Genomic DNA, 12,878 nt, shown 5'->3' with positions numbered 1-12,878 from the left:
AGACGATGGTGAGCCCAGGCCCGATCGACGAGACGCACCGGCACCTCGAGACGCACCGGAACCTCGAGACGCACCGGCACATCGCAACGCACTGGCAAGGAGAAGAACCGCGGACCGTCGCCGGCCTGCTGCGGCGGCGCCTCGACCTCACCCCGCAGGCGGACGCCTACCGCTTCCTGACCGGCGCGGACGGCACGGGCGAGGCATGGACCTACCGCGAACTGGACCAGCGGGCGCGCGCCGTGGCCGTACGCCTGCTGCGCGAGAACCTCGGCGGCAAGCCGGTGCTGCTGCTCCACCCGCCGGGGCTCGACTACCTCGCCGCCTTCTTCGGCTGCCTGTACGTGGGGGCCGTGGCCGTTCCCGCGTACCCGCCGGACAGCGCGCGGTTCGGCCAGACCATGCCGCGGCTGGCTGCCATCGCCCGGGACTCGGGCGCCACCCATGCCCTGACCACCCGCGCCGTCCACGAGGCCGCGCTCGGCAGGGCGGACGAACTGGCCGCGGCCGGCCTCGACCGGCTGCGATGGGTCGTCACGGAGGAGGTGGACACCGCCGAGGCGGAGGCGTGGGAGGAGCCCGGCGCCACCGGCGACACACCGGCGTTCCTCCAGTACACCTCCGGCTCGACCGCGACGCCCAAGGGCGTCGTGATCGGCAACGACAACCTCGTCGCCAACCTCCGCTCCATCCATCTGCGGCTCGGGCACGACGGGCACGCGCAGATGGTGTCCTGGCTGCCGCCCTACCACGACATGGGGCTGATCGGCGGCATCCTGACCCCGCTCTACGGCGGCTTCACCGCGCACCTCATGGCGCCCGCGACGTTCGTGCGGCGCCCCCTGACGTGGCTCGAGACACTGTCGCGCACCGGGGCCTCGACGAGCGTGGCGCCGAACTTCGGTTTCGAACTGTGCCTGCGCCGGATCACCCCCGAGCAGCGCGACACCCTGGACCTGCGGCACTGGCGGCTGGCCCTGAACGGTGCGGAGCCGGTGCGCGCCGACACCCTGGAGCGCTTCGCCGACTACTTCGCACCGGCGGGATTCGACCGCGCGGCCCTGCTGCCGTGCTACGGGCTGGCCGAGGCGACACTGATGGTCACCGGGGCCGACCCGCACCGGGAGCCCGTCGTCAGGATGCTGGACGCCGCGGCCCTGGAGTCGGGTGCCGCCCGGGACGCGGGTCCGGGCACCGCCCGCACGACGCGGATCGTCGGCTGTGGCACCGCTGTGCCCGCCGTCGAGGTGGCCGTCGTCGACACCGCCACCCGGCGGCGCGTCACCGGCGACTCCCTCGGCGAGATCTGGATCAGCGGCCCGGGCGTGGCACGCGGCTACTGGGGCCGCCCCGAAGCCGACGCCGAGACGTTCGGCGCCCGCATCGACGGCGAGCCCGGCACCGCCTGGCTGCGCAGCGGCGACCTGGGTTTCCAGAGGGACGGCGAACTGTATGTCGCCGGCCGGGCCAAGGACGTCGTCATCGTGCAGGGCCGCAATGTCCACCCGCACGACATCGAGCTCACCGCGGAACGGGCCACCGAGGCCGTACGCCCAGGCACCGGGGCCGCGTTCGGCGTGCCGACGGCGGACGGCGAGCAGCTCGCGCTCGTCTGCGAACTCGGCGGCCCCGGCGCCGACGACCCGGTGGCCGTCCTGGCCCGGCTGCGCACCGCCGTCGCCGAGGAGCACCAGGTCGCGCCGCACACCATCGCGCTGGTCAAGCGGTCCACCGTGCCGAAGACCACCAGCGGCAAGATCCAGCGCCAGGCGGCGCGCCAGGCCTTCCTCGACCTGGAGATGACGGTCGTGGCGGCCAGCGTCGTCCAGGACGCGGGTCCGCCGACGGCGGACCACGGAGCCCTCCCCGACCGGGCGGCACTTGGCCACCTCCCGCCCACCGAACGCCGGGCACGGGTGACGGACATGGTCCGCCGGGCCCTGGCCGAGTCCGCGACGGACCGGTGCCCAGGCCCGGAACCGTCCCTCGCCGAAGGGGGTTTCGCCGGACTCGGGCTCGACTACCCCCGTCTCCTGGACGTCGTTGACCATCTGGAGCGGCGGCTCGGCGTTCAGGTCCCCGTCGGTGAGCTGTTGGTCCGCCCGCACAGCGACACCCTCGTCACCCTCATCGACTCCCACCTCGGTGACGGCTGCGGCACCGGGCAGGGCCGGACGGCACCCGGCGGAGCCGAGATCGAGACCTGGCTGACCGAGCGGATCGCCGCCCGGCTCGGTCTGCCCGCCGTGGCCGTCGACCCCACCCAGCCGTTCGCGTCCCTGGGGCTCGACTCCAAGCAGGCGGTGGCGGTCGTCGGCGAACTAGGCGACTGGCTCGGCACCCCGCTCGGTGCGGGCCTGGTCTTCGACCACCCCTCGGTCAGGGAACTCGCCGCCCGGCTCGGTGCCGACGCCGCACCGGCGTCCCCGGCCGCACCGGCGTCCTCGGCCGCACCGGCGTCCTCGGCCGGACAGGCGCCCTCGGCCGCGCGGGCGTCCCAGGCCGCGGCACCGTACCCCGGCGCGGCGGACAGGGCCCGCCCGTCGGCCGAGGAGCCGATCGCGATCGTCGGCATGGGCTGCCGCTTCCCCGGCGCACCGGACGTCGACAGCTTCTGGCGGCTCCTGCTCGACGGCCGCGACGCCGTCGGGGAGGTGCCCCGCGACCGCTGGGACCCGGAGGCGGTGGACGCGCCGCCGTACGGTGGATTCCTCGACCGTGTGGACGAGTTCGACGCCCGCTTCTTCGGCATCACGGCCCGCGAGGCGGAACGGATGGATCCGCAGCAGCGGCTGCTGCTGGAAACCGCGTGGCAGACCCTCGAGGACGTCGGCATCGCGCCCACCGCGCTGGCCGGCACCGACACCGGCGTCTTCGTCGGTGTCAGCAGCCACGACTACGCCCAGCTGCAACTGCCGCACCTGGAGGCGGTCGACCTCTACACGGCGACCGGCAACGCCCAGGCGGTCGCCGCCAACCGGCTGTCGTACGTCCTCGACCTGCGCGGGCCCAGCCTCGCCGTGGACACGGCCTGCTCCTCGTCGCTCGTCGCCGTCCACATGGCCTGCCGGAGCCTGCGCTCCGGCGAGTGCCGTACGGCGCTCGCCGGCGGGGTGAACCTGATGCTCGCGCCCGGTCTCACGGTGGCCTTCGCCGACGGCCGAATGCTCGGAGCGGGCGGCCGCTGCCGCACCTTCGACGACGCCGCGGACGGCTATGTTCGCGGCGAGGGCGCGGGCCTGGTGTTCCTGAAGCCACTCTCCGCCGCACTGGCCGACGGCGATCGCGTGTACGCCGTGATCAGGGGATCCGCCGTCGGCCATGGCGGGCGCGGCAACGGCCTGACCGCGCCGAGGGGGGCGGCCCAGCGCTCCGTCATGTCCACCGCCCTGGACCGGGCGGGACTCGCCGCGGGCGACATCGGCTACGTGGAGGCCCACGGCACGGGAACCGCCCTCGGCGACCCCGTCGAGTGGGAGGCGCTCGCGGAGACCTACGGCCGGGGCCGCGCCGAGGGCGAACCGTGCCTCGTGGGCTCGGTGAAGACCAACATCGGCCACCTCGAGGCGGCCGCGGGCATCGCCGGTCTGATCAAGGCCGCGCTCGTCGTGCGGCACCGCCGGGTGCCGCCGCTGCTGCACCTGACGACACCCAACCGGCGTCTGGACTGGGACGGCGCGGGGCTGGCCGTTCCCACCCGGTGCAGCGACCTGCCCGTCGGCACCACCGCGCGTGCCGGCGTCAGTTCCTTCGGCTTCGGCGGTGCCAACGCCCACCTGGTCCTCGAAGCTGCGCCCCCACCCGCCGTACGCGAGGGACAGGCCGTGACCACCGCACGCCCGGCCCACACCCTGTGCCTCTCCGCGCACACCCCGACGGCCCTCACCACACTGGCCCGGCAGTACCGCGTCCACGTCGCCGCGCACCGGGACACGCCGCTGGCGAGCCTGTGCCACGCGGCCAACACCGGCCGGGCTCACCTGCCCCACCGGGCAGCGCTCACCGTCGGCACGGCCGACGAACTCGACGCCGCACTCGAGGCGTTGATCGGTGCCGAGCCGTCCACGGCCGTCGTGCGCGGGCACGTCGTCGGCGGACGGGCGCCCACGACGGCGTTCCTGTTCAGCGGCCAGGGGACCCAGTACGCGGGGATGGGCCGGGAGCTGTACGAGGGGAACCCCGGGTTCGCCGCCACCCTCGACCGCGCCGACGCCGCGCTGCGCCCGCTGCTCGGCACGTCTGTCCTCGACCTCATGTTCGACGAGGGGGGAGGCGGGCGGCTCCGGCGCACCCGGTACTGCCAGCCGGCCCTGGTCGCACTGGACGTCGCCCTCGCCGAGCTCTGGATGTCGCTCGGCGTGCGCCCCGCCGCGCTGCTCGGGCACAGTGTGGGCGCGCTCGGCGCGGCCTGCGTGGCGGGCGTGCTGTCCCTGGAGGACGCGCTGACGCTGGCCGCCGAACGCGGCCGGCACATGGACGAGCAGCCGGGCGACGGCGCGATGATCGCGTGCGTCGGGGACGCGGACGTCATCCGCTCCACGGCCGCCGGGTTCGCCTCGGTGGCGGTGGCCGCGGTCAACACCCCGCACCACCTGGTCCTGTCCGGCGCCGCCGAGGAGATCCAGTCGCTGCGCGGCATCCTGGCGGAACGGGACATCACCGTGCGGCCCCTGGCCGTCTCCCACGCCTTCCACTCCAAACTGATGGCCGGGGCGGCGGCACCGCTGCTGGAGGCGGCCCGCGGCATCCCGTTCCATGCCCCGCGAATCCCCTGGATCTCCGATGCCACCGGGGCGCCGGTCGACCGTGTCGGCCCCGACTACTGGGTCGAGCACATGCTCGGCACCGTGAGGTTCGCCGACGGGTTCGCCGCCCTGCGACGGATGGGCTGCGACGCCTTCGTCGAGGTCGGTCCGCATCCCACCCTGCTCGGCCTGGGCCGTGGCATGGCGGCCGACGGCGCAGGCGACTCAGGCGGTACGGGCCGCGCTCCTTTGTGGTTGCCCTCGCTCCGCCGCGGGAGCGGCGCGTGGGAGACGCTGCAACGGGCTCTGGCCCAACTGCACTGCGCGGGCGGCGAGGTGGACTGGGCCGCCCTCGACCGGCACCGGTCGATCGAGCGCGTGTCCGTGCCCCACGCCGTCTTCGAACGTGAACGGTACTGGTGCGCACCGGACAAGGCGGGAACCGCGACGACGGCGACCGGGTCAGCGGCCGACACCGGCGCGACGCGGGCAGCCACCGGCTCGGGCGCGACGCCGGCTCCCAGTGGGCCACAGTCCGCCGGAGCGTACGCGCCGCAGGCCGTGCCGTCCGGGAACGGCGCCGCGCCACCCCCGCCCTCGGCGCCGACGAAGAACGGCGCGCCCCCGGTCGCGTACGGGCATCTCACCGCGCACGAACCTGCCACAGTGCCTTACGCCCCGCCCGGCGGAGTGCGGCCCGGGCACCCCCTGCCCATCCCGCCGTACTTCGTGCCCGCCCCCATGCCGGGCAGTGTCCATGGCGTGCCGCGGCCGGGAGCCGTCCCGCTCTCCGAGGCGCACCGGGCCGTGGTGGAGGACGTCGCCCGAGTGTGTGGCTTCTCCGTCGAGCAGATCCCGCCGCACGCCCGGCTCAGCACCGACCTGGGACTCGACTCGCTGATGCGGACCGACCTCCAACGGCGCATCGCGGCCCGCTTCCCGCTGCAGGCGGAGCGGCTGCTGAACGGACTGCCGGAGGACCCCACGGTGCAGGACGTGATCGACGGACTCGTCGGCACGGGAGCCGACGGGCGTGTGCGTATCCCCTGGCCCACCCCGCCCGACCCGTACGCCGCCCTCCCGGCGCCGCACACCCCGTCCGTGACCCCGCAGTACGCGATCGAGGAGTGGGAGGAGTACGCGGAACACCGGGCGCGGCTGCGGCAGGTCGGCACCACCGGCGACAACCCCTACGGCCGCGTCCACGAGGGCTTCAACACGGGTCACGCCACGGTGAACGGCCGCAGTGTCGTCAACTTCGCCGCCTTCAACTACCTCGGACTCTCCTGCCATCCGCGGGTACGGCAGGCGGCGAAGGAGGCCATCGACCGCTACGGAACGTCGAGTTCGGCGACGCCGCTGCTGTTCGGCGAGACCCCGCTGCATCATGAGCTGGAGGCCGAGATCGCGTCGTTCCTCGGCACCGCCGCGGCGATCGTGTTCGCCGGCGGCCACGCCACCAACGTGGCCACGGTGGGCCATCTCTTCGGGCCCGAGGACCTCATCGTGCACGACGAGTGGATCCACGACAGCACGGTGCGCGGCTGCATCCTCGCCGGCGCCCGGCGCCGGCCCTTCCCGCACAACGACTGGGAGGCCCTGGACCGGATCCTCGGCTCGGTCCGCGCCCGGCACCGCCGCGCGCTCGTCGTCATCGAGGGCGCCTACAGCCAGGACGGCGACATCCCCGACCTGCCCCGCTTCGTCGAGGTCAAGCGGCGTCACGGAGCGATGCTGATGATCGACGAGGCACACTCCGTCGGCGTCCTCGGCGGCACCGGCCGCGGCATCGGGGAGCACTTCGGCACCGCGCCCGACGACGTGGACCTGTGGATGGGCACACTCAGCAAGGCGATCGGCAGCCTCGGCGGCTACATCGCCGCGCGCGGGCCCGTCATCGAGTACCTCAAGTACACCGCTCCGCTGCACATCTTCAGCACCGGCATCTCACCGGCGAACACGGCGGCGGCCCTGGAGGCCCTCCGGGTCATCAGGGACGAACCCGAGCGGGTGGCCAGGCTCCGGGAACTGTCCGAGTTCTTCCGCACGCAGGCCAGGTCACGAGGGCTCGACATCGGCGTGTCGCGTGCCTCCGCGGTCGTCCCGGTCATCACCGGCGACTGGCAGCAGACCATGGCGCTGTCCAACTCCCTGCTGGAGCAGGGCGTCAACGTCATGCCGATCGGCTATCCCGCAGTGCCGCGCGACCGGAGCCGCCTGCGGTTCTTCATCAACGTCGACCACAGCGAAGCCGACCTCGAACGCTCCCTCGACCTTCTGGTGTGACCCATGGCTGAGACCACCGACCACCCCACCCCCCACTCGGTCCCCGACACCGGCCCGTCCCACGACACCGGCCCGTCCCACGACACCCGCCCGTCCCACGCCACCGGCCCGTCCCAGGACACCTGCGACGTCCTGGTCACCGGCGCCGGCGGCTTCATCGGCGGACACCTGACCCGCCGCCTCGCCGAACGCGGCCACCGCGTGCGCGTCCTGGTCCGGCCCGGCAGCGACCGGGCCGCGTTCGAGGGCGCGGCGGCCGACGTCGCCGTCGGCTCCCTGGACGACGCCGAGAGCCTGCGCCGCGCCACGGCCGGCGTCCGGCACGTGTACAACTGCGCGGGCAGGTCCGCCGACTGGGGCCCGTGGGAGGACTTCCGCGCGGCCAACATCGACGGGCCGCGCACCCTCGTGGAGGCGGCCCACCACGCCGGCACCGTCGAGCGGGTGCTGCACGTCAGCACCACCGACGTCTACGGCTACCCGAAGCGGCCCTGCGACGAGACCACGCCGCCCAAGGACATCGGCCTGCCGTACAACCGCAGCAAGGTGCTCGGCGAGCGCGCTGTCGGCGAAGCGGCCCGCCGCACCGGCGTGCCGGTCACCGTCGTACGCCCGGCGTCGGTGTACGGACCCGGCAGCAAGGACTTCGTGATCGAGATCGCCCACCTGCTGCTGCGGAAGCAGATGGTCCACATCCGCGGCGGAGAGGTCCCCGCCGGGCTGCTCTACGTCGGCAACGCCGTCGACGCCATGATCTGCGCGGCGACTTCGGAACGGACGGCCGGCCGGGCCTACAACCTGCGCGATCCCGACCCCACCACCTGGCGCCGGTACGTGGCCGCGCTCGCCGACGGCCTGGGCGCCGAGCCGCCGCGCCTGAACCTGCCCACGCCGGTGGCCACCGCCGTCGCGACCGTCTCCGAGAAGCTCTACAGCGCACTGAACATCCGGTCCCGGCCCGTCCTCACCCGGCACGCCGTGCACCTCTTCGACCGCGACCAGTCCTACCCGATCGACCGTGCCCAGCAGGACTTCGGCTTCAAGAGCGAGGTGGACTTCGAGGAGGGCGTGCGCCGCACCGTCGCCTGGCTGAACTCTCCAGAGGGGCGCCGCCATGTCACCTGCTGACCTCGCGCGCCGGCGGGCGGAGCAGTCCCTCTGGTTCCCCCGGGTGGCAGGAGACGCCACACCAGGCGCGGACGCCGCACTGCGCCTGGTGTGCCTGCCCCACGCCGGCGGCACCCCGTCGGTCTACCGCGGCTGGCAGGAGGAACTCGGCGACGGCGTCGGCGTGGTGCCCGTCCTGCTGCCGGGCCGCGGTCTCAGGCTCCGCGAGGAGCCCTACACCGACCTCGCCCCGCTGGCCCGCGACCTCGCCGCCGCCCTCCTCGAGCACCGACTGGCCCGCGACTACGTCCTGTTCGGCCACAGCATGGGCGCGCTCCTCGCCTACGAGGTGGCCTGCGAGTTGCGCGACCTCGGCCGGACCGAGCCACTGCACCTCTTCGTCTCCGGCAGCCGGGCACCTCACCTGTACGGCGACCGCTCCGACCACACCCTGCCCGACGCCGAACTGCACCGGCTCGTCAGCGACCTCGGCGGCCTGGGCGCCGGCCACGAGGTGGGCGTCGCCTACCTGGCCCGCCGGCTCCCGGTGCTGCGGGCCGACCTGCACGCCTGCGACACCTACCGGTGGCGGCCCCGCCGGCCGCTGGGATGCCCGATGACGGCCTTCTCCGCCGCCGACGACCCCATCGCGTCGTTCGGCCAGGTCGAGGCGTGGCGGGCGTACACCACGAGCTCCTTCCTCCACCGTCACCTGACGGGCGGCCACTTCTTCCTCAACGGTGGCGCCCCGCGCTCCCGGCTGCTGCGCGAGCTGCGCCGCGAACTCGGCCGCGTGCGCGGCGCGACGGACACCGCTGCGCCCGCCTCTCCCTCCCCAAGGAACCGATCATGGACCTGCTGAGTCTGGCCAAGAACGTCACCCGGCGCACCGGGAAACCCGTCACCGACCTGCTCACCGCGACCAGGATCCTCGGCACCCCGCGCATGCCGCTGCTGCTGGCCCTGTCCAAGGGCTTCGTGGAACCGGTCTACCGCGCGGCCTTCCTGTCCTCGGCGGCGGGCTCCGGCATCCTGCGCCGGCTCGCCGAGCGCCCCTGCGACCCCGGCAGCCTCGCGGAGGCCCTCCAGATCGGCGAGCGGGACACGCCCCGGCTGCGCACCTGGCTGGAGATGGGCGTCACCCTGGGCGACCTCGGCCGAAGCGACGGCCGCTACCGGCTCAGGAGCCGGGCGGCCAAGGCGCTCGCACAGACGCGCTACGACACCGTCGCCGCAGCCCTCGAAGAGGTCCTGCGTTTCCATGTGCCGGTGCTCCTCGACGGTCCCCGGATGCTGCGCGAGGGCAGGCGTCTCTCCCTCGCCGACCAGGACGGCACGGTCATCGCCCGCTCCAGCCGCGTGGTGCGGCCGCTCGTCGAGCGGGCCGTCGCCCGGACCCTCGACACCTCCCGGGCCGTCCGCCTGCTGGAGGTCGGCTGCGGCAGCGGCGTCCACGTGCGGTACGCGGCGCGGCTCAACCCGCGTCTGTCGGCGCTCGCCGTCGACCTCCAGCCGGACGTCGCCGACCAGGCCGCCCGGAACGTGGCCGAGTGGGGCCTGACCGACCGGGTCGAGGTCCGCCAGGGCGACCTGCGCACGCTCGACGTGCAGCCACAGTTCGACCTCGTGACCCTGCACAACAACATCTACTACTTCCCCCACGACGAGCGGGTGTCGGCGCTGCGCCGCGCCCGCGCGCTGCTGGCGCCGGGCGGGATGCTGCTGCTGACCACCTCGTGCCGGAGCGGGAACAGCGGACTGGAGGCCCTCAACCTCTGGTTCGAGTACGCCGACTTCGGCGGTCCGCTGCCCCACCCTGACGAACTCGCCCGGCAGTTGGAGACCGCCGGATTCCGCGACGTCCGCGCGGACCGGCTCCTGCCGGGCGCACCGTTTCACGCCTTCACCGGAACCCGTGCCGGCGTGCCGGCCTGACCGCCGAGGAGACAGCGACCATGAACACCACCGATCCGACGGCGCCGGCTCGCCACCCGGAGCACGTCGTCGTCCTCGGCGCACCGCACCGGGCGGCCCCCTCCGCCCTGGGCGGCAAGGCCGCGCGGCTGGACGAGATGCTCCGGGCGGGGCTGCCGGTTCCGCCCGCCTTCTGCCTCACCACCGAGATGTTCGACGGCTTCCTGCGTGACACCGGGCTCGCGGAGAAGGTCCGGGACGCCGACGCCCGTACGGCCCGGGAGGCGGTGCTGGCGACCGAGATCCCGCAGCCCGTCGCCGACGCGGTCGTCGCGGCGTACGCGGAGATGGGCCGTCCGCGTGTGGCGGTCCGCTCGTCCGCCGTGCGGGAGGACTCCGGCACGCAGTCCTTCGCCGGGCAGCACGACACCGTCCTCGACGTCTGCGGGGACGACGGCCTGCTCGACGCGGTACGGCACTGCTGGGCCTCCCTGTGGTCCGACCGTGCCGCCGCCTACCGCGCCGGTGACGGCACACCCGGATCCATCGCCGTCGTCGTACAGGAGATGGTCCACGCCGACGTCAGCGGCGTCCTGTTCACCGTCGACCCGGTCGGTGGCCGGGCGCACCGGATCGTCGTGGAGGCCTGCCAGGGCCTGGGGGAGGGGCTGGTCTCGGGCCGTGTGTCCAGCGACTTCTTCGTCGTGGACGACCGTTCCCTGGAGGTGACCGAGGAGCGCGTCCGTTACAAGGTCACCAAGTGCGCGCCGCTGGAGCCGGGGAGGATCGGCCTGACCAAGGTGGACGCGGCCGCCCGCGACGTGCCCTGCCTGAGCCGGGGACAGCTGGGCGAGCTCGCGGGCATCGCCGTACGGGTCCGCGACCACTACGGCTGCGAGCAGGACGTCGAGTGGGCCCTGCGGGACGGCGCCTTCCACCTCCTGCAGACCCGCCCCATCACGACCGCACGGCCCGCCGCGGACGGAGCCGCCGGGACCGCGGGCAGCCCCTACGTCACCGAGCAGCCGGAGGAGATCCGCACGGGCACCCTCTGGTCGCGCATGGACATCGGCGAGATCTTCGTCGGGCTGATGACACCACTGGGGCTCAGCTTCGCCCGCCACTACCAGCAGCACGTCCACCGGGACTGCGCCGCCGCGCTCGGTGTCCGCGACACCGGCGACGCGGACCGGCACATGGGGTACCTGCAGGGGCACGTGTACCTCAACATCTCCTACGGTGCCCACCTGCTGGGTCAGTGCCCGCCCACCCGCGACCAGCGTCGCTTCACCGGCCGCTTCGTCAGCGAGGAGGTGGACCTCACCCGCTACCGCAACCCGTTCGGCACCTTCCCCGCCGGTCTCGAAGGCACCCGGTCGACGGTCTTCTGGCTGCGGCACACGGCGCGCGAGGTCGCCGATCTGAAGGCGCGGGCGCAGCGGATGGTCCGCTCGCGCCTGTACGAGTTCGACCGCGCGAGGCGACTGGACCCGACCCGCATGAGCAGGCGCGAACTGCGGGCCGAACTCGACCGCTACCTGGGCTGTTTCCACGACGCGCACGTGGGCTACATGCCGTACTACATCAACGCCTTCGGCTTCTACGGGGTGCTGACCGAACTGTGCGCGAAGTGGCTCGGTGACGAGGGCCACAACCTGCAGAACCGCATCAAGACGGACATGTCCTCGCTGCGTACCGTGGAGTCGGCCAAGGAGATCTGGGCCGTGGCCCAGGCCGCCAAGGACGCTCCCCACGTGCTGCGGATCATCAACGACGAACCGCTGGAGCGGATCGAGCGAGCGCTGCGCGACGACGCCGAGGGCCGCGAGTTCTGGGACCGGCACATGGAGCCGTTCCTGCGGGCCAACGGCACGCGCGGCCACCAGGAGATGGAGCTCACCCACCCGCGGTGGATCGACGACCCGTCGTACGTCTTCCAGATGATCCGGCGGTACAGCGCCGACGGCTTCTCCATCGAGGACATCCTGCGGCGCAGCAGCGGCTACCACGACACCTCCGGCCAGGTGCTCCAGCGGCTTCCGTTGCCGAAGCGGAAGGCGCTGGAGACGGTCATCGGGCTGTACCGGCTCTGCAGCGAGCTCCGCGAGACCACCCGCATGTCGATGATCACCACCATCTGGCTGATCAGGAACGTGGTCTACGAGGTGGGCCGGCGCCTGGTGCAGGCAGGCGTGCTGCACTCCCTGGACGAGGTCGCCTACCTGGACTTCGAGGACGTACGGCGTTACCTGGCCTCGGCCGGCGGCGAGACGGAGGTGTTCGACCGGGGCCGGATCGACACGGCGCGGCGGCTGCACGACCACCACAGGCGACTGCCTGAGCCGCCGCTGGCGTTCATCGGGGAGTACGACGTCACCGCGGCCGTCCCTCCCGTGGCCGCCGGGGCCCGCCTGACGGGCCTGGGCGCCAGCCCGGGGCGTGTCGTCGGCCGGGCCCGCGTGGTCGAGGACCTGGTGTGGCAGGCCGATGAGTTCCAGCCGGGGGAGATCCTTGTCACCCGGTACACGGACGCGTCGTGGACGCCGCTGTTCGCCATCGCGGGCGGCGTCGTCACCGACGTCGGATCGATGCTCTCGCACAGCTCGATCGTGGCCCGCGAGTTCAACGTGCCGTCGGTGGTGAACACCAGGCACGCCACCCAGGTCGTCAACACCGGCGACCTGGTGGTGGTCGACGGCGCGGCCGGCACCGTCGAGGTGGCCGAGGGCTGAGGCCCCGCCCCGGGAAGGGGCGCGGCACCGGAGAGCCCCCGCCGTGCGGCGGGGGCTCTCCGTGTGTTCCGCCCGGCGGGACCGCAGGACCGGC

5 protein-coding genes are annotated in these 12,878 nt (G+C 73.6%); all 5 read left to right on the top strand.

Annotation, left to right across the window (positions count from 1 at the left end):
• Positions 1–5: 5 nt before the first annotated feature.
• Genes IE263_RS33720 through redH form a run of 5 tightly spaced genes read left to right on the top strand, consistent with a single transcriptional unit; the run spans position 6 to position 12,784 of the window.
• Positions 6–7,031: a type I polyketide synthase gene (locus tag IE263_RS33720; RefSeq protein ID WP_229911314.1), complete on the top strand. Its 7,026-nt coding sequence runs from the start codon at positions 6–8 to the stop codon at positions 7,029–7,031.
• A 3-nt stretch (positions 7,032–7,034) separates the two neighbouring features.
• Complete coding sequence (locus tag IE263_RS33710) at positions 7,035–8,159, top strand: NAD-dependent epimerase/dehydratase family protein (protein WP_189941719.1); 1,125 nt, start codon at positions 7,035–7,037, stop codon at positions 8,157–8,159.
• Positions 8,146–9,000, top strand: coding sequence for a thioesterase II family protein (locus IE263_RS33705; protein ID WP_189941717.1), 855 nt, complete (start codon positions 8,146–8,148; stop codon positions 8,998–9,000). Before IE263_RS33710 ends, IE263_RS33705 begins: the two co-directional genes overlap by 14 nt.
• The gene (locus tag IE263_RS33700; protein ID WP_189941715.1) at positions 8,988–10,073 is read left to right on the top strand and encodes an SAM-dependent methyltransferase; all 1,086 of its coding nucleotides are present in this window, start codon (positions 8,988–8,990) and stop codon (positions 10,071–10,073) included. Before IE263_RS33705 ends, IE263_RS33700 begins: the two co-directional genes overlap by 13 nt.
• Before the next feature lie 20 nt (positions 10,074–10,093).
• Entirely contained in the window at positions 10,094–12,784 is a 2,691-nt protein-coding gene (gene redH / locus IE263_RS33695) for an undecylprodigiosin ligase RedH (protein ID WP_189941713.1), read from the top strand.
• Positions 12,785–12,878: the final 94 nt, after the last annotated feature.

It is taken from the genome of Streptomyces aurantiogriseus (assembly GCF_014649375.1).
In the GTDB taxonomy this organism is placed as follows: domain Bacteria; phylum Actinomycetota; class Actinomycetes; order Streptomycetales; family Streptomycetaceae; genus Streptomyces; species Streptomyces aurantiogriseus.
The sequence above is the reverse complement of the archived record's forward strand: the minus strand, read 5'-3'. Positions and strand labels throughout refer to the sequence as shown.